The sequence below is a fragment of the Delftia sp. ASV31 genome, assembly GCF_016428765.1.
In the GTDB taxonomy this organism is placed as follows: domain Bacteria; phylum Pseudomonadota; class Gammaproteobacteria; order Burkholderiales; family Burkholderiaceae_C; genus Comamonas; species Comamonas acidovorans.
The window spans coordinates 22786-48555 of record NZ_JAELTK010000044.1; the positions used below are offsets into that span (position 1 = coordinate 22786).

Annotated in this window: 28 protein-coding genes; 12 read left to right on the forward strand and 16 right to left on the reverse strand. The window is 67.5% G+C overall.

Annotation, left to right across the window (positions count from 1 at the left end; genetic code table 11):
* Positions 1 to 93 precede the first annotated feature (93 nt).
* From JHD82_RS16600 to JHD82_RS16610, 3 genes are all read left to right on the forward strand, one after another.
* A complete protein-coding gene (locus JHD82_RS16600) occupies positions 94 to 384 on the forward strand; it encodes an H-NS family nucleoid-associated regulatory protein (protein ID WP_012204081.1) in 291 nt (96 codons plus the stop codon).
* 123 nt (positions 385 to 507) lie between these two features.
* Positions 508 to 687 (forward strand): hypothetical protein, encoded by a 180-nt coding sequence (locus tag JHD82_RS16605; protein WP_199137567.1) that lies wholly within the window; start codon positions 508 to 510, stop codon positions 685 to 687.
* A gap of 74 nt (positions 688 to 761) precedes the next feature.
* Positions 762 to 1970 (forward strand): FAD-dependent monooxygenase, encoded by a 1209-nt coding sequence (locus JHD82_RS16610; protein WP_013803678.1) that lies wholly within the window; start codon positions 762 to 764, stop codon positions 1968 to 1970.
* 18 nt (positions 1971 to 1988) lie between these two features.
* Here the strand turns inward: JHD82_RS16610 and JHD82_RS16615 are convergent, their stop codons facing one another.
* Positions 1989 to 3290, reverse strand: a complete 1302-nt coding sequence (locus JHD82_RS16615) for a nitrate/nitrite transporter (protein ID WP_012204083.1) — start codon at positions 3288 to 3290, stop codon at positions 1989 to 1991.
* Positions 3291 to 3381: 91 nt separating this feature from the next.
* The gene (gene kynA / locus JHD82_RS16620; protein WP_034391164.1) at positions 3382 to 4257 is read right to left on the reverse strand and encodes a tryptophan 2,3-dioxygenase; all 876 of its coding nucleotides are present in this window, start codon (positions 4255 to 4257) and stop codon (positions 3382 to 3384) included.
* A 163-nt stretch (positions 4258 to 4420) separates the two neighbouring features.
* On the opposite strand from kynA (JHD82_RS16620), the gene ada reads away from it, so the two are divergent.
* Both ada and JHD82_RS16630 read left to right on the forward strand, forming a co-directional pair.
* Complete coding sequence (gene ada / locus JHD82_RS16625; protein WP_012204085.1) at positions 4421 to 5341, forward strand: bifunctional DNA-binding transcriptional regulator/O6-methylguanine-DNA methyltransferase Ada; 921 nt, start codon at positions 4421 to 4423, stop codon at positions 5339 to 5341.
* Positions 5338 to 6324 carry a DNA-3-methyladenine glycosylase gene (locus JHD82_RS16630; protein ID WP_012204086.1) on the forward strand — a complete coding sequence of 329 codons (987 nt, stop codon included), beginning with the start codon at positions 5338 to 5340 and terminating at the stop codon, positions 6322 to 6324. Before ada ends, JHD82_RS16630 begins: the two co-directional genes overlap by 4 nt.
* A gap of 17 nt (positions 6325 to 6341) precedes the next feature.
* Here JHD82_RS16630 and kynU read toward each other — a convergent pair whose 3' ends face one another.
* The 9 genes from kynU to JHD82_RS16675 form a co-directional block, all read right to left on the reverse strand.
* Complete coding sequence (kynU, locus tag JHD82_RS16635; protein ID WP_063326908.1) at positions 6342 to 7646, reverse strand: kynureninase; 1305 nt, start codon at positions 7644 to 7646, stop codon at positions 6342 to 6344.
* 67 nt (positions 7647 to 7713) lie between these two features.
* On the reverse strand, positions 7714 to 8343 hold the full coding sequence (gene kynB, locus JHD82_RS16640) for an arylformamidase (RefSeq protein WP_199137574.1): 630 nt from the start codon (positions 8341 to 8343) through the stop codon (positions 7714 to 7716).
* Between the two features lie 4 nt (positions 8344 to 8347).
* Positions 8348 to 9736 carry an amino acid permease gene (locus JHD82_RS16645; protein WP_012204089.1) on the reverse strand — a complete coding sequence of 463 codons (1389 nt, stop codon included), beginning with the start codon at positions 9734 to 9736 and terminating at the stop codon, positions 8348 to 8350.
* A gap of 111 nt (positions 9737 to 9847) precedes the next feature.
* The gene (locus JHD82_RS16650; protein WP_199137576.1) at positions 9848 to 10633 is read right to left on the reverse strand and encodes an AraC family transcriptional regulator; all 786 of its coding nucleotides are present in this window, start codon (positions 10631 to 10633) and stop codon (positions 9848 to 9850) included.
* 12 nt (positions 10634 to 10645) lie between these two features.
* Positions 10646 to 11266 carry a LysE family translocator gene (locus tag JHD82_RS16655; RefSeq protein WP_199137577.1) on the reverse strand — a complete coding sequence of 207 codons (621 nt, stop codon included), beginning with the start codon at positions 11264 to 11266 and terminating at the stop codon, positions 10646 to 10648.
* A gap of 105 nt (positions 11267 to 11371) precedes the next feature.
* A complete protein-coding gene (locus JHD82_RS16660) occupies positions 11372 to 11749 on the reverse strand; it encodes a RidA family protein (protein ID WP_013803668.1) in 378 nt (125 codons plus the stop codon).
* 161 nt (positions 11750 to 11910) lie between these two features.
* Entirely contained in the window at positions 11911 to 12771 is an 861-nt protein-coding gene (gene kynA, locus JHD82_RS16665; protein WP_046238767.1) for a tryptophan 2,3-dioxygenase, read from the reverse strand.
* On the reverse strand, positions 12768 to 13973 hold the full coding sequence (locus JHD82_RS16670; protein ID WP_199137584.1) for an amino acid aminotransferase: 1206 nt from the start codon (positions 13971 to 13973) through the stop codon (positions 12768 to 12770). The genes kynA (JHD82_RS16665) and JHD82_RS16670 overlap by 4 nt, the downstream gene beginning before the upstream one ends.
* A gap of 75 nt (positions 13974 to 14048) precedes the next feature.
* Positions 14049 to 15482: an amino acid permease gene (locus tag JHD82_RS16675; protein WP_199137578.1), complete on the reverse strand. Its 1434-nt coding sequence runs from the start codon at positions 15480 to 15482 to the stop codon at positions 14049 to 14051.
* A 138-nt stretch (positions 15483 to 15620) separates the two neighbouring features.
* Here JHD82_RS16675 and JHD82_RS16680 point away from each other — a divergent pair, with 138 nt between their 5' ends.
* Entirely contained in the window at positions 15621 to 16091 is a 471-nt protein-coding gene (locus tag JHD82_RS16680) for an Lrp/AsnC family transcriptional regulator (RefSeq protein ID WP_012204096.1), read from the forward strand.
* Between the two features lie 47 nt (positions 16092 to 16138).
* On the opposite strand, the gene JHD82_RS16685 is transcribed toward JHD82_RS16680, so the two are convergent.
* Positions 16139 to 16459 carry a YkgJ family cysteine cluster protein gene (locus JHD82_RS16685; protein ID WP_013803664.1) on the reverse strand — a complete coding sequence of 107 codons (321 nt, stop codon included), beginning with the start codon at positions 16457 to 16459 and terminating at the stop codon, positions 16139 to 16141.
* A gap of 199 nt (positions 16460 to 16658) precedes the next feature.
* Here JHD82_RS16685 and JHD82_RS16690 point away from each other — a divergent pair, with 199 nt between their 5' ends.
* The 3 genes from JHD82_RS16690 to JHD82_RS16700 are packed head-to-tail and all read left to right on the forward strand — an operon-like array spanning position 16659 to position 19149.
* Positions 16659 to 17000, forward strand: coding sequence for a FeoA domain-containing protein (locus JHD82_RS16690; protein WP_199137579.1), 342 nt, complete (start codon positions 16659 to 16661; stop codon positions 16998 to 17000).
* A complete protein-coding gene (locus JHD82_RS16695; RefSeq protein WP_043824052.1) occupies positions 16997 to 18940 on the forward strand; it encodes a ferrous iron transporter B in 1944 nt (647 codons plus the stop codon). The genes JHD82_RS16690 and JHD82_RS16695 overlap by 4 nt, the downstream gene beginning before the upstream one ends.
* 14 nt (positions 18941 to 18954) lie before the next feature.
* The gene (locus JHD82_RS16700; RefSeq protein WP_012204100.1) at positions 18955 to 19149 is read left to right on the forward strand and encodes a hypothetical protein; all 195 of its coding nucleotides are present in this window, start codon (positions 18955 to 18957) and stop codon (positions 19147 to 19149) included.
* An 86-nt stretch (positions 19150 to 19235) separates the two neighbouring features.
* Here the strand turns inward: JHD82_RS16700 and argF are convergent, their stop codons facing one another.
* On the reverse strand, positions 19236 to 20168 hold the full coding sequence (argF, locus tag JHD82_RS16705; RefSeq protein ID WP_012204101.1) for an ornithine carbamoyltransferase: 933 nt from the start codon (positions 20166 to 20168) through the stop codon (positions 19236 to 19238).
* Between the two features lie 10 nt (positions 20169 to 20178).
* Positions 20179 to 21375 carry an aspartate aminotransferase family protein gene (locus JHD82_RS16710; protein WP_012204102.1) on the reverse strand — a complete coding sequence of 399 codons (1197 nt, stop codon included), beginning with the start codon at positions 21373 to 21375 and terminating at the stop codon, positions 20179 to 20181.
* 350 nt (positions 21376 to 21725) lie between these two features.
* Between JHD82_RS16710 and JHD82_RS16715 the strand changes: the two genes are divergently transcribed.
* On the forward strand, positions 21726 to 22043 hold the full coding sequence (locus JHD82_RS16715) for a DUF3579 domain-containing protein (RefSeq protein WP_012204103.1): 318 nt from the start codon (positions 21726 to 21728) through the stop codon (positions 22041 to 22043).
* A gap of 229 nt (positions 22044 to 22272) precedes the next feature.
* Here the strand turns inward: JHD82_RS16715 and rpsT are convergent, their stop codons facing one another.
* Positions 22273 to 22566 (reverse strand): 30S ribosomal protein S20, encoded by a 294-nt coding sequence (gene rpsT / locus JHD82_RS16720; protein ID WP_012204104.1) that lies wholly within the window; start codon positions 22564 to 22566, stop codon positions 22273 to 22275.
* 180 nt (positions 22567 to 22746) lie between these two features.
* Here rpsT and murJ point away from each other — a divergent pair, with 180 nt between their 5' ends.
* On the forward strand, positions 22747 to 24312 hold the full coding sequence (gene murJ / locus JHD82_RS16725; protein ID WP_199137580.1) for a murein biosynthesis integral membrane protein MurJ: 1566 nt from the start codon (positions 22747 to 22749) through the stop codon (positions 24310 to 24312).
* A 58-nt stretch (positions 24313 to 24370) separates the two neighbouring features.
* On the forward strand, positions 24371 to 25216 hold the full coding sequence (locus tag JHD82_RS16730) for a SirB1 family protein (RefSeq protein ID WP_199137581.1): 846 nt from the start codon (positions 24371 to 24373) through the stop codon (positions 25214 to 25216).
* A gap of 27 nt (positions 25217 to 25243) precedes the next feature.
* Here the strand turns inward: JHD82_RS16730 and JHD82_RS16735 are convergent.
* The coding region (locus JHD82_RS16735; RefSeq protein WP_199137582.1) for an AI-2E family transporter at positions 25244 to 25770 on the reverse strand (527 nt) is incomplete at its 5' end.

Below are 25770 nucleotides of genomic sequence, written 5' to 3' on the forward strand. Positions count from 1 at the left end.
CGATATTGTGGGTTTTGCTTACATGCGTCTTGCGCCATGGGCTGATTATGTTTTTATAATGAAAGCTCTTAAACTACTTTCAAGGCGCATACCATGAGCTCTTACAAGGAACTGCTGAAGCAGCGACAGGAACTGGAGCAACAGATCCAGGAAGCACGCAAGCGCGAGCTTGCCGACGCCGTGGGACAGGTTCGCAACTTGATTGCCGAATATGGTCTGACTGCCGATGACGTGTTTCCTGCAGCTCGTGGTCGTACCGCTGGCACAACCGGCGCCAAAGTGGCTCCCAAGTACCGCGATCCCGCAACCGGCCAAACCTGGACCGGACGTGGCAAGCCGCCAAAGTGGATTCAGAATCAGGACCGTGAGAAGTTTGTCATCTGATTTTCCCGCCGCGCATGAAAGAGCCCGCCCAGTGCGGGCTTTTTTCATTGTCACGGCCATTTGTCAAAAGATTGTCTCAGTTGAGAATCTCTATCATCCGCGGCGTAAAGTGTGGATCCGTGTATGGACATTTCCAGAGCGGCGATGCAAAGGCCGATTTTTGGCCGCACCGCACAGGTGATGGTGGGGCGGTGTCCTTTATGGCAGTCTGGTGCGTGGCGGGATGTCCGTTTTTGGGATCTTGATGCGCCTCAATGCCTGGGGGATGCGCGCATGTTTCAGAAGATTCCGAGCATTCTTTGATTTTCTTCAGCGGTGTCCGACTTGAATAATCAGGCCCCGGCCGCCACGGGTGGCGGCAGGGGCACAATACGCACATGAACAAGCAGGTGTTGATTGCCGGCGGCGGCATTGGTGGCCTGGCCGCCGCCATCGGTGCGTCGCGGGCGGGTTGGGAAGTGCGTCTTTTCGAGCAGGCGCCCGCGCTCAGTGAAGTGGGCGCCGGAATCCAGATCGGTCCGAATGTCGTGCGGCGGCTTCAGGCCTGGGGCCTGCAAAAACCGCTGCAGCAGGTGGTGGCGCTGCCGGGCAGCCTGCGCGTGCGCAGCGCAGTCACCGGGCAGGAATTGGCGCATATGCCCTTGGGCAGCGAGTCCGTGCAACGCTATGGCGCGGCCTACGCCACCATCCACCGGGCCGATCTGCAGCAATTGCTGCGGGAAGCCGCTCAGACTTATCCGGGCATGCACCTGAACCTGGGCCAGCCCATCGAGAGCTTTTCCGAGACCGACGGCGTGGTCACCGTGCGAACCCGGGCCGGCAAGCTGATCGAAGGCGATGCCCTGGTCGCCGCCGATGGCGTGCGCAGCGTTCTGCGCCAGCAGTTGCTGGGCGACGGCCCGCCGCGTGTCACCGGGCACCTGGCCTACCGCGCCCTGGTGCACCAGGCCCAGTTGCCCAAGCGCCTGCGGGCCACCGATGTCACGGCCTGGCTGGGCTCGCGCATGCATGCCATCCAGTACCCCGTGCGCCGGGGCGAGCTGCAGAACCTGGTGATCATCATCCAGGGCCCGGCGCCCGAGGATCTGGCGAACTGGGACCATGCGGGCAATCTCGACGATCTGGTGCGGGTGCTGCAGGGCAGTTGCCCCCAGCTGCTGGACCTGGTCCAGCATGTGCCGGCGGCCGGTGGCGACTGGCGGCTGTGGCCGGTGGGGGACCGTCCGCCCGTGCAATCGGCCGCGCAGATGGCGCGCGGCGTGGTGGCCTTGCTGGGCGATGCGGCCCATCCCATGCGCCCCTACCTGGCCCAGGGCGCCGGCATGGCGATTGAAGATGCAGCGGAGTTGCAGCGCGCCCTGTCCATGCACGACCTGGACGTCAACATGCGCCTGCGCCGCTACGCGCTCAACCGCTGGCAGCGCAATGCGCGCGTGCAGGCGCGCTCGCAGCGCAATGGCCGCATCTTCCATGCCACGGGTCCCGTGCGCTGGGGGCGTGACCTGTCGCTGCGCCTGCTGGGCTCCCGGCTGATGGATCTGCCCTGGCTGTACCGTGGCGATGGCTCGGCCGCCAACGCCTTGTAGAGACAGAGACTCCGGCCGCTAGGCGGCGGATGCCTGGCGCAGCAGCGGCGAGGAGGGCAGGAAACGGAACGCAGTTGACGCGCCCACCAGCGTGGCCGCAATCGAGATCATGACGGCCTTGTAGGGCTCCACGCCCCAGGCCTCGGCCCAGGCTGCCACCCAGCCCGTGAACCATTGCACCAGGGCCACGCCCAGGAACATGGCCATGGTGAACAGCGACAGTGCGCGGCCGGTCATCTCTGGGGGGTAGGAAGCACGCACATCGGCGTACTGCAGCACCGAATAGCCCGACAGCAGGCCCATGGCGAAGATCAGCGCCACATTGGTCCAGCCATGGTGCAAAAAGGCCATGAGCATGAACAGGCTGCCCATGAGCAGCGAGTAATTGGTGAGCCAGCGCCGGCGCCGTCCTGGGCCGGGGTCCATGCGCCCGAAAATCGCGGGGCTGAACAGCGAGATCATCGATACGACCAGCGCCACATTGCCGCTTTCCACCAGCGAAAAGCCATAGCGATGGATGAGCAGCGGCCCCAGCCACAGGCCGCGCAGCGCCAGAAACGATGCATAGCAGGCCATGGCCAGCAGGACGATGCCCAGGGTGTGCGGCAGCGTGAACAGCTCGGCCATGCGGCGTGCCGCCACGCCCCAGCTTTCCCGTGCGGCGGTCTGTGCTCCGCTGCGGGCGGGCTCGTGCACGCGCCACCAGATCAGCAGCCACGACAGGGCCGACATCACGGCCAGCAGCGCAAAGCCCGAGCGCCAGCCGAAATGCTGGACCAGCCAGGCCAGTGGCGTGCCTGTGAACAGCAGCCCCAGTCCCCCGACACCCATGCCCACGCCCGACAGAAAGGCAAAGCGGTCCATGGGAAAGTGGCGCGAGATGAACATGGTGCAGGCCAGAAAGGCGGGCGAGCAGCCCACGCCGATCAGCAACTGGCCCACCATCAGCCAGCCGTAATTGGGTGCGGCGGCGGACAGTGCCGATCCCGCAATCGCCAGCGGAAACGACAGCAGCACCGTGCGCCGCAGGCCGTAGAGGTCCATGCCGATGCCCATCAGCAGCTGGGCCACGCCGAAGGACAGGCCGAACAGGCCGGCGAAGGCGCCCAGCGACTGGGCCGTGAGCCCGAAATCCTGCTGCAGGCCCGTGGCCATGACCGAGGTGATGGTGCGAAAGGCCTGGCTCAGCGCAAAGGCCGAGAGCAGGGACAGCAGCATGGCCCACAGCAGTTGGCTGCGCGGCGGCGGTGCTGCGGGGGAGGTCTGCGAAGCCTCTGTGTGTATGTTGTTGTGTGGGGGCTGTTGTGGCGCTGCGGACACGGTATTTCTCCTGGCGCCGCAGCTTACCCGTTTGCGCGCCTGCGCGCTGTCGCCACCGCAGCGGTTTGCCGTCGGTGGCGCCCGCCAGTTCTTACAGCTCGGTGCGCAGCGCCCAGATTTCGGGGAACAGCACCACGTCCAGCATCTTGCGCAGGTAGCTGACACCACCGGTGCCGCCTGTGCCGCGCTTGAAGCCGATGACGCGCTCCACCGTGGTCAGGTGGCGGAAGCGCCACAGGCGGAAGGCGTCCTCGATGTCGGCCAGCTTTTCGCCAAGCTGATACAGGTCCCAGTGCTTGTGGGGATCGCGGTAGACGGTGATCCAGGCCTGCTTGACGCCCTCGCTGGCCTCGTAGGGCTGGGTCCAGTCGCGCTCCAGCCGGTCGGCGGGCACGTCGATGCCCTCGCGCGCCAGCAGTTGCAGGGACACGTCGTAGAGCGAGGGCGAGCGCCATGCCGCCTCCACCTGGGCCAGCAGGTCGGGCCTGTGGGCATGGGGCTGGAGCATGGCGGCGTTCTTGTTGCCCAGCGAGAACTCGATGCAGCGGTACTGGTAGCTCTGGAAACCGCTGGAGTTGGCCAGGTAGGGGCGCATGGCCGTGTACTCGGGCGGGGTCATGGTGGACAGAACGGTCCAGGCGCTGACCAGTTGCTCCATGATGCGGCTCACGCGGGCCAGCATCTTGAAGGCGTCGGCACGCGTGCCGCCTGCGATGGCGGCCGTGGCGGCTCGGACCTCATGCAGCATCAGCTTCATCCACAGCTCGCTGGTCTGGTGCTGGATGATGAACAGCATCTCGTCATGCGCGGGCGACAGCGGATGCTGTGCCGTGAGGATCTGGTCCAGGTGCAGGTAGTCGCCATAGCTCATGGACTGGCTGAAGTCCAGCTGGGCGCGCTCCTCTTTGACGATGGATTCGGTGCGGCCGGGGCTGTTCATGGGGCAGCCGGAGTGTTCGGTGGTCATGTGGGAGTCTCGCAAGTCTCGACGCGGAAAATGCAGGGCGCAGCGTAACCGAATCCCGCGCTGAAATCCTGCGGGTTGCAAGAAGCGGGATGCGCGGGTGCTCCGGGCTGCGTAGAGTAGGGCATCCGATGACCCAGAAAGACATGCCGTGTCCAACCAAGCCATGAATCAAGCCAGCGATGCCACTGCCAACCCCACGGCCCTGGTGGCCCGATGCTGCCGCTGGCTGGAGACCGAGGAGCCCCCACCCGCCCTGGGCCAGCTGGCCGAACGCTCGGGCCTGAGCCCCTGGCAACTGCACCGATTGTTCAAGCAGGCCACGGGCCTCACGCCCAAGGCCTATGCCAAGGCCCATCGCGCGCATGCCCTGCGCGCGGCGCTGCAGCCGGGCCAGAGCGACTCGGTCACCGATGCGGCCTACTCCAGCGGCTATGCGGCCAGCAGCAGTTTCTACCGCGACGCAGGCGCCATGCTGGGCATGGCGCCCGGCGACTACCGGCGCGGCGGCATGCGCCAGACCATCCGCTTTGCCGTGGCCGAATGCACGCTGGGCAGCATCCTCGTGGCCAGCACCGAGCGCGGCGTGTGCTGCGTGCTGCTGGGCGACGACGCCGAGGCCCTGGTGCAGGATCTGCAGCAGCGCTTTCCGCTGGCCGAGCTGGTGGGCGGCGATGCGGGCTTCGAGCACACCGTGGCCCAGGTCGTGGCCCTGGTCGAGCAGCCGCGCCGTGGTCTGGCGCTGCCGCTGGACGTGCAGGGCACGGTCTTCCAGCAGCGCGTGTGGCAGGCGCTGTGCGCCATTCCGGCCGGCCAGACCCTGAGCTATTCGGAACTGGCCCTGCGCCTGGGCATGCCCACGGGCGCCCGCGCCGTGGCCAGCGCCGTCGCTGCCAACCCGATTGCCGTGGCCGTGCCCTGCCACCGCGTGGTGCGCAACGACGGCAGCATCTCCGGCTACCGCTGGGGCGTGGAGCGCAAGCGTGCCCTGCTGCTGCGCGAGGCGCGCCAGGCGCAGGAGGCGGCTGGCCGGGAGACAGGGCGGGAGAGCGGCCGAGCCCCGCTGCGCCAGGCCGGTAAGGCATGAGCGGGCGGCGTGGCGGCCACAGCCTTGGCGCAGAGCAGCAACTGACGCTGCCGGCCGGCTACCGCATGAACGAGTTCTGGGGCTTTCACCGGCGCGATGCCCAGCGCCTGTCCGAATGCGATCTGCAGGACGGCGACACCATCCGCATGCACAAGGGCCTGATGTGGAAAGGCCTTCCCACGCTGCTCACCCTGGAGCTGACGCAGCATTGCGAAGAGGCGGCCGTGGTGCAGGCCCGATGGCGCCTGCCCGCCGGTGCAGGCGCCATCGCCGGCATGGACGATGTGCTGGCCGCCATGCTGCGGCGCATGTTCGGACTGTCCCAGGATGTGGGCGAATTCGAGCGCCGTTTTGGCCGCCATGCGCGGCTGGGGCCGCTGCTGGCGCGCCAGCGGGGCTTGCATGTGCCCGCGGCCTGCACGCCCTGGGAGGCGCTGAGCTGGGCCGTCACCGGGCAGCAGATCAGCGTGGCGGCAGCCGTGTCGCTGCGCCGCCGCCTGATTGCCGCAGCCGGCCAGCCGGTGGCGCTGCACGATGGCCATGCCGACGCGCCGCAGCAGCTGTGGTGCATGCCGGAGGCCGCCCAGCTGGCGCAGCTCGGTGAGGAGGATTTGCGCGCCGCCGGCTTTTCGCGGAGCAAGACGCACACGCTGCGCCTGCTGGCGCAGGCCGTGCAGTCGGGGGAATTGCCGCTGGACGACTGGGCGGCCCTGCCTGAACTGCCGGTGGCCGAGATCCGCGAGCGGCTGCTGGCCCTCAAGGGCATAGGCCCGTGGACCGTGAACTACATGCTGCTGCGCGGCTATGGCCACCTGGACGGCCCGCTGCACGGCGATGTGGCCGTGCGCCGGGCCCTGGCCCTGCTGCTGAAGACGGACGCCATGGACGCGGTGCAGACCGAGTTGTGGCTGCGGGACTTCGCGCCCTGGCGTGCTCTGGTCGCGGCCCATCTCTGGGCCTCGCTGTCGTCCACGGCGTTCTGAGCGCCGGGCTCCAGGCTTCAGGTCACCGCATTGACGCGGTTGAACTCCGGCTTGCGCCATTCGCCCGATTCCAGCACTTGGCGCAGGTGCTCCACGGCATGCCAGACATCTTCGAATCCCACGTACAGCGGCGTGAAGCCGAAGCGCAGGATGTCCTTGTGCAGGCCCGTGCCGTCGCCCTTGCGGAAGTCGCCGATCACGCCGCGCGCGATCAGCGCCTGCACGATGGCATAGGCGCCGCTGTCCTTGCCGTCCACGCCCAGCCCTTCCTCGCGCGTGAGGCAGACCTGGGAGCCACGCCGGCCGTGCTCGCGCGGCGTGGCCAGGCCCAGGCCGTGGCCCTGGCAGCGTTCCTCGACCAGGGCGATGAACAGGTCGGTCAGCGCCAGCGACTTGTTGCGCAGCGCGTCCATGCCGCCCAGCGGCTCCACGGCCGTGAACACGTCCAGGCCGCACTGCAGCACGCTCAGGCTGACCATGGGCTGGGTGCCGCACAGGTAGCGCTGTATGCCCTGGGCCGGGTGGTAGTCCGGCACGAACTTGAAAGGCTCGGCATGGCCGAACCAGCCCGACAGCGGCTGCCAGAAGCGGTTGATCAGGCGCGGGTTGGCCCAGACAAAGGCCGGCGCACCGGGGCCGCCGTTGAGGTACTTGTAGCTGCAGCCGATGGCGAAGTCTGCATTCGCGCCCTTGAGATCGACAGGCACGGCACCCGCGCTGTGGCACAGGTCCCAGACGCAGAGAATGCCCTTGCCCTGCGCGGCAGCCGTCACGGCAGCCATGTCGTGCATGGCGCCCGTGCGGTAGTTGACATGGGTGAGCATGCAGATGGCCACCTCGTCGGTCAGCGCGCCGGCAATCTCCTCGGGTTCGAGCAGCACCAGCTCCAGGCCGTATTCCTGGCAGACCGACTGGGCGATGTAGAGGTCGGTGGGGAAGTTGCTGCGCTCGCTGATCAGGCGCTTGCGCTGCGGCGCGTCCTCGCGCGCAATGCGGGCCGCCGCTGTCAGCACCTTGTAGAGGTTGATGGAGGCCGTGTCGGTGAACACCAGCTCACCCGCGCCCACGCCCAGCCAGGGGGCGAACTGGTCGCCCAGGCGCTGGGGCAGGCTGATCCATCCGGCATCGTTCCACGAGCGGATCAGGCCCTGCGCCCATTCCTGCTGCACCACCTCGGCCACGCGCGCGGCGGCGGCGCGGGGGCTGGCGCCCAGCGAATTGCCGTCAAGGTAGATCACGCCTTCGGGCAGCGTGAATTGGTCGCGCAGGGCGCGCAGCGGGTCTTGCGCATCGAGGGTGAGGCAGTCTTGCAGGCTCGTCACGGGGTCTCCTTGGGTATCGAAAAGGCGAAAGGCGCGGGCTGGGCCGGCGCCGCAATGCGGGCAGGGATCAGGCCAGGGCGCGCAGCACGGCGCGCACGGGCGAGGCATCGGCTTCGACCAGCTTGAGCGGCAGGGCGATGAGCTCGTAGTCGCCCTCGGCCACCTCGTCCAGCACCAGGTTCTCCAGCACGCGCAGGCCGCGCCGGCGGATCACCTGGTGGCTGTCCAGGCTCTTGCTGCTGGCCGGGTCGATGCTGGCCGTGTCAATGCCGATGAGCTTCACGCCCAGGTCGGCCAGCCGCTCGACCGTGGCCGGTGCATAGGCGGCCAGTTCCTGGTCCCAGGTGGTGGGCGCGCGCTTGTAGGTGCGCACCAGCACGCGTGCCGGAAGATGCTCCACGGCGTGGGCGATGTGCTCCCATTCGACCAGCGGTCCCTTGCCGATGGCGTGGATCACGCGGCAGGGGCCGAGGAAGGCGTCGAGATCCACGTTGCCGATGGATGCCCCGGCGGCGTCATAGTGCAGCGGTGCATCGGCATGCGCTCCCACATGGGGCGACAGCGTGATGGCGCTGACATTGACCGGGCAGCCCGGCCCGATGGTGGCGCACCACTGCTGGCTGTAGGCCGTGTCGCCGGGAAAGACGGGGCTGGCGGCCTGCACGGCCGGGGAGATGTCCCAGAGTCTGCGGGTCATGGTTTCAGTCCTTCTTGCGCGCTTGTGCGCGGGGCCGGTACCACAGCGCATACACCAGGGCCAGCAGGCCCAGGAAGGGCAGGCCCGTGAGCAGCGTCATGTGGAAGACCTCGGTGAAATAGGTGGTGACGATCACGCCCAGCATCAGCGCGGCGCCGGCCAGCGTGAACAGCGGAAAGCCCCACATGCGGAACTGCAGGCGCTGGCCCGGATGCTCGCGCGACCAGCGTGCGCGGAAGAACAGATGGGTCACGAAGATCATGAACCAGGTGAACATGGCGCCGAACATGGACACGGACATCATCCACAGCAGCGAGCCCTCGGGCTTCCACAGGTTCACGGCCACGGCCACGGCAATGCCCAGGCAGGAGATGGCAATGGCCGCCACGGGCACGCCCCGGCTGTTCAGCCGCCCGAACACCGAGGGCGCATAGCCGCCGCGCGACAGGCTGAACATCATGCGCGAGGTCACATACAGCTGGCTGTTCATGGCCGACAGCGCGGCCACCAGCACCACGAAGTTGATGATGCTGGCAGCGCCCGGGATGCCGATGATCTCCATCACCTTCACGAAGGGGCTCTTGTCCGTGCCGGCCTGCTGCCAGGGCACGATGGCCAGCATCAGCGCGATCGTGGCCAGGTAGAAGATCACCAGGCGCGCCATGGTGGTGCGAAAGGCCCGGGTGATGGCGCGCTTGGGGTCCTCGGCCTCGCCGGCCGCCACGGCCACGGCCTCCAGGCTCAGGTAGCTGAAGATGGCGATGATCACGGCCACCCAGGTGCCCCACAGGCCCTTGGGGAAGAAGCCGCCATCGGCCGTGTAGTTGAAAAAGCCGATGCCCTGGGGCTGTGAGCCGAACACCACCCAGGCGCCGATCAGGATGAAGGCCACGATGGCGATGATCTTGACCATGGAAAAGCCGTACTCCACCTGGCCGAAGGCCTTGACGCTGCTGGCGTTGACGGCCACCAGCGCGCCCGAGAACACCACCACCCAGATCCAGCGCGGCACGTCCGGGAACCAGTAGCCCATGTAGATGCCGATGGCCGTCACCTCCATGCCCACGGCCAGCACCACGGCGGCCCAGTAGGCATAGCGGACCATGAAGCCGGCCAGCGGGCTGATGTAGTGCTCGGCATAGGCGCCGAACGAGCCCGAGGTCGGGTGGGCCACCGTCATCTCGGCCAGGCAGCCCATGAGCAGCAGCGAGATCAGCGCGCCGATGGCATAGCTGACCAGCACGCTGGGGCCGGCGAAGCCGATGGCGAAGGCGCTGCCCATGAACAGGCCGGTGCCGATGGCGCCGCCAATGGCGATCATCACCATCTGGGCGGCGGACAGCTGCTGGCGCAGGCCGGTTTCTCGTTGCTGAATGTCTTGGAAGGCGGCCATGGTGCGCGGCAGGTGGGGGCTGAAAGCGGAAGGCGTAAGTATCTGCGCTTTCACCGCCGGCCCCGGGCTGGCCGCTGCAAAACCATGGGAGGGTCCGGCCCAGGTACCGGCTCAGGCGCCGCGTGCGTAGCAGCCCGGCGTCAGCGCATGGTGGGCCTTGAAGGCGCGCTGCAGGTGCGCCTGGTCGGCAAAGCCCATGGCATAGGCCGCATCGGACAGCGCTGCGCCCGTGGCCAGCAGGCGGCGCGCGCCGTTGATGCGCAGGTTCAGGCGGTAGCTGCCAGGCGTCATGCCCGTGGCCGCCTTGAAGCGGCGGATGAAGCGCGTGGCGCTCATGCCGCACTCGTGGGCCAGGGCCTGCACGGTCAGGCCCGCATCGGGCCTCGCATGCAGGCGCTGCAGTGCGGGGGCCAGGGCCGCCGCATCGCCGGGCAGGGGCAAGGCTGCGGGCTGGGCACAGCGGTCCAGCAGGTGCTCCAGGCCCAGGGCCAGGCGGTCGGCGGCCGCCGTGCCATCGACGGGGCGGCACAGGCCATCCACCAGGCGGGCGATGTCCGCATCCGTGAGCGTGCGTCGGGGAAAGCGCAGCGCGGCCACGCCCAGCCGCGCGTGCAGCCAGTCGGCATCGACAAACAGCATGCGGTAGGACCACGGCGCGCCGGGGTCGGGATTGCAGGCATGCCAGGCGCCGGGCTCGATCAGCACCACGCCGCCCGCCTCCACAGGCTGCGGGCCGTGGGCATGGTGGAACACGGTGCGGCCCGCGTCCACGATGCCGATCGAGTACTCGGCATGCATGTGCAGCCGAAAGCAATGCGGCGAGCGCGCGCTGTCGCGCAGCTCGGCCCAGGGGGCGGCCGGATGGCGGTGGAAGCGGTGGGGAGAGGGTGAAGTCATGGCGGCCAGCCATCATGCCAGCATGGCCGCCACGCTGGCGACCAGCAGCAGGGCCAGCAGGCGGTGGAACAGGCGCTGGCGGCGTTCGGTGCGCAGCCAGCCCGAAAGCAGCTGCCCCAGCAGCGCCCAGCTGCCGACCCCCACCAGGCAGGCCAGCAGCGAAATGGCGCAAAACTGCAGCAGCGCCCACGGCGCATTCGCGTGGGGCAGCACGAACAGGCCCACGCCGGCCAGCGCCACCAGCCAGGCCTTGGGGTTGAGCGTCTGCACGGCCGTACCCTGCAACAGCGCTTGCAGCAGGGCCTGCAGCGTGCGCTGCGATCCGGCCTGCTGCTGCGCACCGGCCTGGCCCACAGGCGCGTTGGCCAGCCGCCAGGCCAGCCACAGCAGATAGGCGGCGCACAGCCACTGTGCGGCCATGGAAAGTTGCGGCAGCGTCTGCAGCAGCCACTGTGCGCCCTGGCCCATGACCCAGACCACGGCCGCATAGCTGGCGCTGGCGCCCAGCACATAGGCGGCAGAGACCAGGCGCGAGCGGGCTGCGCCGTGGCGCAGGGCCAGCACATTGACGGGGCCGGGCGTGATGGCGCCGACGAGGGTGAAGACGCCCATGGCGAGCAGCGAGGAGGACATGAGATTTCGCGCGGACGCAGGACTGCACAAGGCCCGCAGTCTCGTCCCGCACGCCGCCCCTGTATTGAACGCAATTGCGGGGCGCCGGCATGTCCGTCACATCCTCTAGGGGAGCATGGCGTAGGCCACGATCTCCAGCTTCATGCCCGGCACCACCAGCGCCGAAATCCCCATGCTGGAGCGGTTGGGATAGGGCGCCTCGAAGAACTCGCGGTACACGGCGTCGATGGCAGGCATGTCGGCCACGTCGGTCATGTAGATCAGCACCTGGGTCACATGCGCCAGCGTGCCGCCTGCGGCCTGCAGCGCGTTGCGCAGGTTGGTGAAGGTCAGGCGCGCCTGCTGTTCGATGGGGCCGGTGTCGATGCTGCCGTCGGGCCGCACGGGGCCGTGGGCCGTGAACAGCATCTGGCCGCTGGCCTTGACGGCCCAGGAGAAGGGCTGCTTGAGCGGCGGCAGTCCCACGTCGATGATTTGCTTCATGGATTTCCTTGTGTTTTGACTACATGCGAAGGCATGGTGTTCTTGCGTCGGAAACTTGGCGCGGCCCATCGGCGGACGCCGAGCAAGGGCCGTCCCGCAGCGATGGTGTCGTCCCGCGCCCGCGCAGCGAGAGCGGAGGAAGCGGCAAAGCCGCTCAGGGGTCACAGTTTCGTTCTCACGGACCAGATTTCGGGGAACAGCACCACGTCCAGCATCTTGCGCAGGTAGCTGACGCCGCCAGTGCCGCCCGTGCCGCGCTTGAAGCCGATGACGCGCTCCACCGTGGTCACATGGCGAAAGCGCCACAGGCGGAAGGCGTCCTCGATGTCGGCGAGCTTTTCGCCGAGCTGGTACAGGTCCCAGTGCGACTGCGGGTCGCGGTAGACCTGGGCCCAGGCGGCCTCGACCTCGGGGCTGGCCGTGTAGGGCTGGGTCCAGTCGCGTTCCAGGTGCCCGGCAGGAATGGCCAGGCCCTGGCGTGCCAGCAGGCGCAGGGCCTCGTCGTACAGGGAAGGTGCGCGCCATGCGGCCTCCACCCGGGCCAGCAGGTCCGGGCGGTGGGCATGGGGCTGGAGCATGGCGGCGTTCTTGTTGCCCAGCGCGAACTCGATGCAGCGGTACTGGTAGCTCTGGAAGCCGCTGGAGCTGGCGAGATACGGGCGCATGGCCGTGTACTCGGTAGGCGTCATGGTGGCCAGCACGGACCAGGCGCCCACCAGCTGCTCCATGATGCGGCTCACGCGGGCCAGCATCTTGAAGGCATCTGCATGGCGGTCGGCCGCCACGGCGGCCGTGGCCGCGCCCAGCTCGTGCAGCATGAGCTTCATCCACAGCTCGCTGGTCTGGTGCTGGATGATGAACAGCAGCTCGTCATGCGTGGGCGACAGCAGTTGCTGGGCGCCCAGGATGGCGTCCAGCTGCAGATAGTCGCCATAGCTCATGGACTGGCTGAAATCCAGCTGCGCCCTTTCCTCGGCGACGATGCGCTCGGTCAGGCCGCCATGGACGGGGCAGCCGCTCATTGCGGTGCCTCCAGCACCGTGGCAATGGCGTCGGCCACGTACTGCACGTTGGCGCCGGACAGGCCCGACATGCACATGCGGCCCGAGCGGATCAGGTACACGCCGTGCTCGTCGCGAAGGCGGTGGACCTGGGGCTCGCTGATACCGGTGTAGCTGAACATGCCGCGCTGGGTCAGCAGGAAGCCGAAGTCGCGCCGCTCGCCAAAGCGTTCATGCAGCGCGCCGTGCAGCTGGGCGCGCATGTCCTTGATGCGCCCGCGCATCTGCGCCAGCTCCTGTGCCCATTGGGCGCTCAGTTCTGGCGACGCCAGCACCTGCTGCACCAGGCGCGCGCCACGGGTGGGGGGCGAGGAATAGTTGCTGCGCACCGTGGCCTTGAGCTGGCCCAGCACATTGCCGGCCGTGGCCGCGTCGCTGCAGACCACGCTGAGGCCGCCCACGCGTTCGCCATACAGCGAGAAGTTCTTGGAAAACGAGTTGGCCACAAAGGCCTGGGCGCCCGCATCGGCCAGCGCGCGCACGGACCAGGCGTCTTCATCGAGCCCATCGCCAAAGCCCTGGTAGGCCATGTCCACGAAGGGAATCAGGCCGCGCTCCACGATCACGGGGATCAGTTGCTGCCACTGCTCGCGCGACAGGTCCACGCCCGTGGGGTTGTGGCAGCTGGCATGCAGCAGCACCACGCTGCCCGAGGGCAGGCCGCGCAGCGTCTGCAGCATGGCGTCGAAGCGCAGGCTGCCCGTGGCCGCGTCGTAGTAGGGGTAGCTGTGGGTGCGCAGGCCCGCGCCCTGGAAGATGGCCAGGTGGTTGTCCCAGGTGGGATCGCTGAGCCAGACCTCGGCGTCGGGGAAATAGTGCTTGATGAAGTCCGCGCCCAGCTTGAGCGCGCCCGAGCCGCCCAGGGTCTGCACGGTGGCGATGCGCTGCGCGCGCACGGCCTCGTGCTCAGCGCCGAACACCAGGTTCTGCACCAGCTGGCGGTAGGGGGCTATGCCTTCGATGGGCAGGTAGCCGCTGGGGCTTTGCTCGCGGGCCAGGGCATCGCCAGCCTGGCGCACGGAGTCCAGCACGGGCAGGCGGCCGGCCTCGTCGAAATACAGGCCGATGCTCAGGCTGACCTTGTCGGCGCGCGGGTCCTGCTGAAAGGCTTCCATCAGCGACAGGATGGGATCTCCGGGGTAGGGCGGGACGTGGCTGAACATCGAGGCGCGTGCGGTATCGAGGGGGGCAAAAGTCGTCATGTTTCTAAGGGAGGGGGAAAAACGGGAGGCCGGATGTCACCGGGCGGGAACCTGGGCTTGCGCTTGGGCTTGGGCTGAGGTTTGGGTCTGAGGGGCGGGCTGGCCGGCCCGCTTGCGGTACCAGATGGCGTAGATGGCGCCCAGCAGCAGCAGGAAGGGCAGGCCGGTGAGCACGGTCAGGCGGAACACGTCGGTGAACAGCGTGGACACCAGGGCGGCCAGCATCAGAGCCGCGCCCAGCAGCGTCAGCACCGGAAAGCCCCACATGCGAAAGGCCAGCGGCTTGTTGCCCTGGCGCACCCAGTGGATGCGGAAGAACAGATGGGTCACGAAAATCATGAACCAGGTGAACATGGCGCCGAACATGGCCACGGCCATCATCAGCATGAAGGACTGCTCGGGGTTGACGATGTTGAACAGCGTGGCCACGGCAATGCCCAGGCAGGACAGCAGCAGCGCCGGCAGCGGCACGCCGCGCGAGTTCACGCGGCCCAGCACGGCGGGCGCATGGCCGGCGCGCGAGAGGCTGAACATCATGCGGGTGGTGATGTACAGCTGGCTGTTCATGGCCGACAGGGCCGCCACCAGCACCACGAAATTGACCACGCTGGCCGCGCCGGGCAGGCCGATGATCTCCATCACCTTCACGAAGGGGCTGCCGTCCTTGCCGGCGGCCGACCACGGCACGATGGCCAGCATCAGCGCGATCGTGGCCAGATAGAACACCACCAGGCGCACCATGGTGGAGCGGAAGGCGCTGGTGACGGCGCGCTGCGGGTCCTTGGCCTCGCCAGCGGCCACGGCGATCATCTCGATGCTCAGGTAGCTGAAGATGGCGATGATCACGCCCACCCAGGTGCCCCACAGGCCGTTGGGGAAGAAGCCGCCGTTGTTGACGTAGTTGGCAAAGCCCACGCCGGCCGGCCGGGTGCCGAACACCACCCAGGCGCCGACCACGATGAAGGCCACGATGGCGATGATCTTGATCATGGAGAAGCTGTACTCCACGGCACCGAAGGCCTTGACGCTCATCATGTTCACGCCGATCAGCGCGCCCGAGAAGATCACCACCCAGGCCCAGCGCGGCACCTCGGGGAACCAGTAGCCCATGTACAGGCCCACGGCCGTCACCTCGGTGCCCACGGCCAGCACCACGCAGGCCCAGTAGGCATAGCGCACCACGAAGCCGGCCCAGGGGGCGATGTAGTGCTCGGCATAGGCGCCGAACGAGCCCGAGGTCGGGTGGGCCACCGTCATCTCGGCCAGGCAGCCCATGAGCAGCAGCGAAATCACCGCGCCGATGGCATAGCTGATCAGCACGCTGGGCCCGGCGAAGCCGATGGCAAAGCCGCTGCCCAGGAACAGGCCGGTGCCGACGGCACCGCCGATGGCGATCATGGTCATCTGTCCGGCGGACAGCTGCTGTTGGAGTCCGGCTTCGCGCTGGACGATGTCTTCGAAGGCTGGCATGGGTTGTTGTCTCCGTTGCTGTGGGGGGCTTCGGAGGCGGATGCTAGTTACGACCTTCGCAGGGCGTTTAGTAGTTATCCCTAAATGCGCTTGATCTTGGATAAGTTATTCTGTGAAACATGAATTCATAGGTGGTTTATGTCAATCGAGATCGACAGAACGGACCGGCTGCTGATCCGCGCCTTGCAGGACAACGCGCGGCTGACCTCGGGCGAATTGGCGCAACGCGTGCACTTGTCGCAATCGCCGTCGTGGCGGCGCATCAAGCGGCTGGAGGATGAGGGCGTGATCACCGGCTACCACGCCGCGCTGAGCCGGCGCGCCATCGGCTTTGGCGTGCTGGCCTTCGTGATGGTGGGCATAGACCATCAGAACGAGGAGTCATCGCGCCACTTTCAGGAAGCGGTCTGCGCCATCCCCGAGGTCGTGATGTTCCACGGCATCTCGGGGCCGGAGGACTTCCTGCTGGTCGTCGTGGCGCGCGATCTCGATGCCTATTCGGACCTGCTGCTCACCCGCCTGCACCGGCTGCCCGGCGTGCGCCAGGTGCACACGCATTTCTCGCTGCAGGAGTTCAAGGGGCAACTGGCGGGGCTGCCCGTGGAATAACGGCTGGTGGTGGCGGCTGTTGGCGGCCGGCTGCGCCTGGCTGGTTGCTACAGCAGGCCGCTGTCCAGCGCCTGCATGCCATGGCGCACGCGCACGCGGTTGCAGGCATCGCTGCCGGCCGCAAATTCGCGGCAAGGAGAGGGCCGCCACTCGTAGATGCCGCAATGGGCCTTCTCGCCCACCTTGCCCACCAGCGCTGCGCAGCGCGGGCGCGACCAGTCCGTGCCGCGCATGCGGCAGGTGTGGTCGGTGACTTCCTCGATCAGCCCGGCCGGCACGCGGCCGCCATGCTCCTGCGACTCATGCACGGAAAAGTCCACGCGAAACGATGCGCAGCAGGCGCCGCAGCTCAGGCAGGGATGGGTCATGGCGTGGGCAAGCAGGTGCAGGTGCGGATCGTGGGAGCGCGATTGTCGCGCGCACGCGTGCGGGGCGCCTGGAACCGGCCAAAAACCATGACGGCCCTTTGGCAAGACCCTGCCTCTTACTCCGATACCATGCGCGGGCTTCCCACGGGGATTCGATCAAAATCAAAATGAGAATAAAAATCAGTTGATACAACACGCCATGCATTCGATGAACCCCGGGACGGACGCCACGGCTCCGTCCGCGCTGTCCGCGCCTCCCCATTCCCCCAGCCCGGCCGCCGCTGCGGCCATCACCCTGGATGCGCTGCCGCGCCAGGTTCCGGCGCGCGTGGTCGAGCTCCATGCGGCGCGCGACACGGCCGAGCAGGAACTGCTGCTGCGTCTCATGGAAATCGGTTTCCTGCCGGGCGAGCCCGTTCGCATCCTGGCCGCAGGCTTTCCGGGCGACGACCCGCTGGCCGTGCGCGTGGGCCAGGCCACGTTCGCGCTGCGCCGCCATGAGGCGGCCCTGGTGCGCGTGGCGCCGGAGGCGGTGGCATGAGCGCGTCGTCCTCTCCCAAGCTCATCCAGCCGCTGCAGCCTGCCCAGGGTGGTGGCGGCGGTGGTGATTCCGCACTGCGCCTGGCCTTGCTGGGCAACCCCAACTGCGGCAAGACAGCCTTGTTCAACCTACTGACCGGCGCACGCCAGAAGGTGGCCAACTACGCGGGCGTGACCGTGGAGCGCAAGGAAGGCTGGCTGAGCACGGCCAGCGGCCGGCGTGTGCGCGTGCTGGACCTGCCGGGCACCTACAGCCTGCACGCCCACAGCGAGGACGAACGCATCACGCGCGACATCGTCTCGGGCCGCCACGCGCGCGAGGCGCCTCCCGAACTGCTGGTCTGCGTCACCGACGCCACCCACCTGCGCCTGAACCTGCGCCTGGTGCTGGAAGCCCAGCGCCTGGGCCTTCCCATGCTGCTGGTGCTCAACATGAGCGACATGGCCAGGCGCCAGGGCATCGATATCGACCGCGAGGCGCTGTCACGCGCCCTGGGCATGCCCGTACTGTCCACGGTGGGCGTGCGCCAGGACGGCGCGCGCGAACTGCTGCAATGGCTGGACGGCCCCGAAGCGCGCGCCCTGGCGGCGCCACAGCTGCAGGCCCCGGCCCGCCCGGGCGATGCGCGCGAGCAGGTGCTGGCCCTGCACCAGCAGGTGGCCCGCATCATGGCCGACTGCGTCAAGGAGCCCGTGGTGGACACCCGGCGCGACGACCGCATCGACGCCGTGGTGCTGCACCCGCTGTGGGGCATGCTGCTGCTGGCGGCTACGCTGTTCCTGATGTTCCAGGCCGTGTTCAGCTGGGCGCAGCCGCTGATGGACGGCATCGAGGGCGGCGTCTCGGCCGTCTCGGCCCTGGTCAACGAGCACATGCCCGAAGGCGCGCTGCGCAGCCTGCTGGCCGACGGCGTGATCGCGGGCACCGGCGCGGTGCTGGTCTTTCTGCCGCAGATCCTGATCCTGTTCCTGTTCATCCTTGCACTCGAGGATTCGGGCTACCTGCCGCGTGCCGCCTTCATGCTGGACCGCATCATGGGCAAGGTCGGCCTGTCGGGCCGCTCCTTCATTCCGCTGCTGTCCAGCTTCGCCTGCGCCGTGCCCGGCATCATGGCCACGCGCTCCATCACCAGCTGGCGCGACCGCCTGGTGACCATCATGATCGCGCCGCTGATGACCTGCTCGGCGCGCTTGCCTGTGTATGCACTGCTGATCAGCGCCTTCATTCCCGAGCGCACGGTGGGCGGCATCTTCAACCTGCAGGGGCTGGTGCTGTTCGCGCTGTACGTGGCCGGCATCGCCAGCGCCATGGCCGTGGCCGGCGTGGCCAAGTTGGCCGGCCGCAGCGCCGGACCCACGCCGCTGCTGATGGAGCTGCCCTCCTACCGCTGGCCCAGCCCGCGCAGCCTGGCCCTGGGCCTGTACGAGCGCGCCATGATCTTCCTGCGCCGCGTGGGCGGCATCATCCTGACCGTCAGCATCGTGCTGTGGTTCCTGGCCAGCTACCCGGCGCCGCCCGATGGCGTCACCGAAGCGGCCATCCGCTACAGCTTTGCGGGCCGCATCGGCGGCTGGCTGGAGGTGGTGCTGGCGCCGATCGGCTTCAACTGGCAGATCGCCATCGCCCTGGTGCCCGGCATGGCCGCGCGCGAGGTGGCCGTCAGCGCCATGGGCACGGTCTATGCCCTGTCCGCCGCCAGCGACGAGGCCATGGCCGAGCAACTGGGCCCGCTGATCGCCCACACCTGGTCTATGGCCACGGCGCTGTCGCTGCTGGCCTGGTTCGTGTTCGCGCCCCAGTGCATCTCCACGCTGGCCGCCGTGCGGCGCGAGACCAACGGCTGGCGCTATCCGCTGCTGATGACCGGCTATCTGTTCGCGCTGGCCTACCTTGCCAGCTTCATCACCTACCGCGTGGCCATCGCATTGGGCGCGGGCTGAAAGGAACAAGCACCATGTGGCAGAACATCATCGTAGGGTTGATCGTGGCGCTGGCCGGCATGTCTCTCGTCTGGCGCTATCTGCCCGCGCGCTGGCGCCAGAAGGCCGGGCAGATGCATCCGGCACTGGCGCCCAAGGATGCGGGCGGCTGTGGCGGCTGCAGTGCCTGCGGCGGGGACAGTTGCGCACCGGACAAGCGAGGACCGTAAGGCCACGGCCCGAACTTCCACCGGGAAAAAAAGAATGCCTGCAGGCGCAAAGCCTGCAGGCATTCTTTTTTGAGCGGACTGCGTTATCAGTTCGGCTGGCGGCCCAGCAGCAGGTACTCCATCAGAGCTTTCTGCACATGCATCCGGTTCTCGGCCTCATCCCAGACCACGGACTGCGGCCCGTCGATGACCTCGGCCTCCACTTCCTCGCCGCGGTGGGCGGGCAGGCAGTGCATGAACAGGGCATCGCCACGTGCCGCGGCCATCATTTCGGCGTCCACGCACCAGTCGGCAAAGGCCTTCTTGCGGGCTTCGTTCTCGGCCTCGTAGCCCATGCTGGTCCACACGTCGGTGGTCACCAGGTCGGCGCCCTTGCAGGCGTCCAGCGGGTCCTTGAAGACCTTGTAGCAGCCCTCGCGCGGGGTCTTGCCGCCAAAGGCCAGCTTCTCGTCCACCTCGTAGCCGCCCGGCGTGCTGACGTGGACGGTGAAGCCCAGCAGGTCGGCCGCCTGCAGCCAGGTGTTGGCCATGTTGTTGCCGTCGCCAACCCAGGCGACGGTCTTGCCCTGGATCGAGCCGCGGTGCTCGATGAAGGTGAAGATGTCGGCCAGGATCTGGCAGGGGTGGAACTCGTTGGTCAGGCCGTTGATGACGGGAACGCGCGAGTATTCGGCAAAGCGCACGATCTTGTCCTGGCCATAGGTGCGGATCATCACCAGGTCGGTCATGCGGCTGATGACGCGTGCGCTGTCTTCGATGGGCTCGGCGCGGCCCAGCTGGCTGTCGCCCGTGGTCAGGTGGACCACCGAGCCGCCGAGCTGGTACATGCCCGCCTCGAAGCTCACGCGGGTGCGCGTGCTGGCCTTCTCGAAGATCATGGCCAGCGTACGGTCGCTGAGCGTGTGGTGCTTTTCGTAGCCCTTGAACTTCTTCTTGATCAAGGCCGCGCGTTCGAGCACATAGGCGTACTCGTCGGCCGTGAAGTCGGAAAACTGCAGATAGTGCTTGATGGCAGTCATAGGCAGGTACTCATTCGGACAGGAATTGCACGATCAGGGGCTTGAGCTTGGCGACCACTTCGTCGGCTTCGGCCTCGGTCATGATCAGCGGCGGCACCAGGCGCACCACGGTGTCGGCGGTCACGCTGAACAGCAGGCCGGCTTCGGCGCCACGGCCCAGCAGGGCGCCGCAGGGCTTGTTCAGCTCGATGCCGATGATCAGGCCCTGGCCGCGCACATCGACCACGCCCTTGACGTCGGCCAGTTCCTTTTGCAGCGTGGCCTTCAGGTGGTCGCCCACCTTGGTGGTGTGGGCGAGCAGGCCGTCCTCTTCCATGATGCGGATGGTTTCGATGCCCGCGCGCATGGCCAGCGGATTGCCGCCGAAGGTGGAGCCATGGTTGCCCGGCTGCAGCACGGTGGCCGCCTTGCCATGGGCCACGACGGCACCGATGGGCACGCCCGAGCCCAGGCCCTTGGCCAGGGTCATCACGTCGGGGATGATGCCGGCCCACTGGTGGGCGAACCACTTGCCCGTGCGGCCCATGCCGGCCTGGACTTCGTCGAACATCATCAGCCAGCCGTTGGCATCGCACAGTGCGCGCACCTGCTGCATGTACTCGATGCGCATGGGGTGCAGGCCGCCTTCGCCCTGGATGGGCTCCATCATCACGGCCACCACGTCGGGGTTGCCGGCCGTGGCCTGCTGCAGCGCTTCGAAGTCATTGACCGGCACGCGCAGGAAGCCGTCGAGCAGCGGGCCGAAGCCGTCGCGCACCTTGGGGTTGCCCGTGGCCGTCATGGTGGCGATGGAGCGGCCGTGGAAGGCATGCTCGTAGACCACGATCACCGGCTTGGCGATGCCCTTGTCCACGCCGTACTTGCGCGCGATCTTGATGGCGGCCTCGTTGGCCTCCAGGCCCGTGCTGCAGAAGAAGACATTGGTCATCTTCGCGCGCTCGGTCAGCAGCTTGGCCAGCGTTTCCTGGCCGGGCACGTGGTAGTAGTTGGAGGTGTGGATGAGCTTGGCCACCTGGTCCTGCAGCGCAGGCACCAGCTTGGGGTGGTTGTGGCCCAGCGTGTTCACTGCAATGCCGCCCAGCGCATCGAGGTACTGCTTGCCGTTGACGTCCCACACGCGGCAGCCCTGGCCTCGCTCCAGAGCGATCGGTACGCGGCCATAGGTGTTCATCACGTGGGGCGAGGCAGCCTCAATGAAAGCGGTCATTGCAAAAATCTCCTGAGCTGGAAAGTAAACGGCATCCGGGCGTTGCCGCCGCAGATGCCTGAAAAACAGCGAAGCCCGATTCTAGGGGCCGCGAGATGGCCTACCGTTGCGGTTTGCGCATCACAGCCATGCAATGAGCCTACGCCACACTTGGGTAGTGCGCTGCAACAAGGCCTCAGCTCTTATATAAGAGATAAAATGCCGGCTTGGCCTGCTGGCAGCGATTCTGCCCGTGGGCTCTGACTTTTTTGAAGGACTTGCGCAAACAGGACGTGGCAGGGCGCCGTGCCCCTTGGCAGGTCGCCTGTGTTGTTCCTTGTTGCGCAAGTCGTATTTTGGCGTGCATCCTGATGGTCTCTCCCTCCAGCAAAGAACTGTTCATCCAGGGCATCACCCACGAAGGCAAGACTTTCCGGCCCAGCGACTGGGCCGAGCGGCTGGCAGGCGTCATGAGCCAGTTTCGCCCCGGTGGTGCCCAGCGCGGCAGCCACCTGAGCTACTCGCCCTGGTGTGTTCCCACAACGCTCAATGGCGTCAAGTGCGTGGTCGTGCACCGCGACCTGCGCGACTACGAGCCCATGGCCTGGGATTTCTGCCTGAATTTCGCCAAGGACAACAACCTGCAGGTTGCCGAGGCCTGCCTGATACCGGACGAGCCGGCCCGCTGAGGCCGGCTTCTTTTTTTGCGGGTCGTTCCCGTCCGATGTGAAGCGCGCCTGGGGTGCGTTTTTTTTCGCCTGTGCTCCGGAGGGTGGGGCTTTTTTGCTGGATCCTGCGGATGCAGGGGCATCGTTCAGGCACAAAAAAACCGCCCGAAGGCGGTTTTCTCGTTCGCTGACAGCGCACCCGTTACAAACGGCAGATGGCCGGAGCCATCCGTGCGGTTGCCTAATTGGATTAGGCGGCGGCCAGGGCCTTGACCTTGGCGGACAGGCGGCTCTTGTCGCGAGCGGCCTTGTTCTTGTGGAAGATGCCCTTGTCGGCGATCGTGTCCAGAACGGATTGGGCTGCGGCAAACAGTTCGGTTGCCTTGGCCTTGTCGCCAGTCAGAACGGCCTTTTCGACCTTCTTGACGGCGGTGCGGTACTTGGAACGCAGCGAGGTGTTGGCTGCGTTGAGCTTGGTGTCCTGGCGGACGCGCTTGCGGCCGGAGGCGAGACGGGGGTTCTTCTTTGCGGGCTTGGATGCCATGATATGTATTCCTAGTGTCTGAGGATGTTGTCGGCGAAGCGCGGGATTATAGCACGCGGCCCGGACAGGGCCTTGAGGGCCCAGGCCGCACGGGCCCGCCTGTTGCAACGGAGTGCAAGAGCGGCCAGGCCCGCCTGGCGTGCCGGCCGGCGGGGCATGCCAGCGCATACACTCCCCACGGTGTCACTGTTCAAAGCCGCCTCCACCGTTTCCCTGCTGACGCTGGCCTCCCGTATCACCGGGCTGGTGCGCGATCTGCTCATGGCCTCCATGTTCGGAGCCAATGCGCTGACCGATGCGTTCAATGTCGCCTTCAGGATTCCCAATCTCTTTCGGCGGCTGTTCGCCGAGGGTGCTTTCAGCCAGGCCTTCGTGCCGGTGCTGGCCGCCAGCAAGGCCAAGGAGGGGGACGAGGCCACGCGCAGGCTGATCTCGCACGTGGCCACGCTGCTGTTCTGGGTGCTGCTGGTGACCTGCGTGCTGGGCGTGGTCGGCGCGCCGCTGCTGGTCTGGCTGCTGGCCAGCGGCCTGCGCCAGTCGCCCGAGGGCTATGACGCCGCCGTGCTGATGACACGCTGGATGTTCCCCTACATCGGCTTCATGTCGCTGGTGGCGCTGGCTGCCGGCGTGCTCAATACCTGGCGGCGCTTTGCCGTCTCGGCCGCCACGCCGGTGCTGCTGAACCTGGCCATGATCGCCGCCGCCTTCTGGGGCGCGCCCTGGCTGCAGGCGCGCGGCATCGAGCCCATCTACGCCATGGCCGGTGGCGTGATGCTGGGCGGCGTGCTGCAGCTGGCGGTGCAACTGCCTGCGCTGGCGCGTCTGGGCCTGCTGCCGCGCATCGGCTTTTCGCCAGCTGCGCTGCGCCAAGCCTGGGCCGAGGCTGGCGTGCGCCGCATACTCAAGCTGATGGCGCCGGCCCTGCTGGGCGTGGGCGTGGCCCAGGTCTCGCTGATGATCAACACCCAGATCGCCTCCTATCTGCAACCGGGCAGCGTGACCTGGCTGTTCTATGCCGACCGGCTCATGGAGTTTCCGACGGCCCTGCTGGGCGTGGCGCTGGGCGTGGTGCTTACCCCCCAGCTGGCCGCTGCCAAGGCGGCCGACGACTCGGAGCGCTACTCGGCCATGCTGGACTGGGGGCTGCGCCTGGTGGTGCTGCTGTCCGTGCCGTGCGCCGTGGGCCTGCTCACTTTTGCCGAGCCGCTGGTGGCCACGCTGTTCCACCGCGGTGCGCTGCAGGACAGCGACGTGGGCCAGATCGCCCTGGCGCTGGTCGGCTACGGCGCAGGCCTGGTGGGCCTGGTGGCCATCAAGGTGCTGGCGCCGGGCTACTACGCCAGCCAGGACATCCGCACGCCCGTCAAGATCGCCATCGTGGTGCTGGTCATCACCCAGCTGCTCAACCTGGTGCTGGTGCCCTTCATGGCGCATACCGGCCTGGCGCTGTCCATCGGCCTGGCGGCCCTGGTCAATGCGGGCTGGCTGCTGTGGGGTCTGCTGCGCCGGGGCGTCTACCGTCCCAAGCCGGGCTGGGGCCGGCTGGGCTTGCAGGTGGTCGCGGCCAGCAGCCTGCTGGCCGTGCTGCTGACCTGGGGCAGCCAGCATTTCGACTGGATCGCGCTGCGCGCCAACGGCTGGCAGCGTGTGGGCCTGCTCGCCGCGCTGATGGCCGCCTCGGTGCTGCTGTACTTCGGTGCGCTGTGGGCGGCGGGGCTCAAGCTGCGCGCGCTGCTGCGGCGCTGAGAGGCATCGCCCAAACCCGCATAATTGCAGGCTTGGGCGCTGCAATATACAAAGCATCATGAGCTGGAGTTACGAAGACACGCCAACGGCCCTGCAATACTTTGCAGCGCTGGTGCAAAGCGATGACCACCTGCCGTTGATGGAGGCGGCAATCAGCATCGCCCAGGATGCCGTGCCCGATCTCGACCTGCAGGCGGCCAGCGCCGAGCTGGACCGGCTGCAGGTGCGCCTGCTCCAGCGCCTGGCCGGCGAAACCGATTCCCTGCAGCGCCTGCGCGTGCTCAACCAGTTCTTCTATGGCGAGCTGGGCTTTGGCGGCAATCTCAACGATTACTACGACCCGGCCAACAGCTACATCCACCATGTGCTGCAGATGCGGCGCGGCATTCCCATCAGTGTGGCGCTGATCTGGCTGGAGCTGGCTGCGGCCATCGATCTGCCGGCACAGGGCGTGAGCTTTCCCGGGCATTTCCTGGTCAAGCTGCGCCTGCCCCAGGGGCAGGTGGTGATGGACCCGCTGAGCGGTGAATCCTTCTCGGCCAACAGCCTGGCCGAGCGGCTGGAGCCCTTCTGGCAGAACGCCGGCCTGTCCGCCGAGGAGGCGGCTCCGCTGGGCATGTACCTGCAGGGCGCATCGCCGCGCGACATTCTGGAGCGCATGCTGCGCAATCTGCAGGAGATCCACCATGCACGGCGCGACTGGCCGCTGCTGGTGGCCGTGCTCAACCGGTTGGCCGTGCTGCGGCCCGACATGCCGGAGATCTTCCGGGACCGGGGGCTGGCCTATGCGCAGTGGGGAGTGACCGAGCGTGCGCTCGAAGACCTGGAGCGCTTCCTGCATTCCCAGCAGGGCGCGCAGGCCGTGGCCGTGCGCGAGGTGATCCGGCGGCTCAGGGGCCTGTAGCGGCAGCCCCCAGGGTCGGAGCGCTGCTCAGACCAGCCGGACGGCTTCCAGCTCTTTCTTGAGATAGGCGTAGAACAGTGGCGCCGCCACCAGGCCTGCGGGGCCGAACACCGACTCGGCCACGAACATCACGGCCAGCAGCTCCCACACGCCCATGTGCGTGCGCTGGCCCACCACCTTGGCGTTGATCACGTACTCGGCCTTGTGGATCAGGATCAGAAAGCCCAGGCAGGCCGCGGCGGCCACCGGGGAGACCGACAGCCCCACGATGGTGATCACCGCATTGCACAGCAGGTTGCCCACGATGGGCACCAGGCCCGCGATGAAGGTCAGCGTGATCAGGGCTGGCGTGTAGGGCAGGGTCAGGTTCCAGTGCGGCAGCACGCCCAGCAGGAAGATGGCCGTCAGGAAAGTGTTGAAGGCCGCAATCCAGAACTGCGCCGCCACGATCTGGCGGAAGGCCAGCCCCATGAGCCGGATGCGTTCGCGCAGCGCAGCCACCAGGGGCGGGCGGCGCGTGGTGATGGGGCGCACGGCGGCCAGCGCGCCGATGA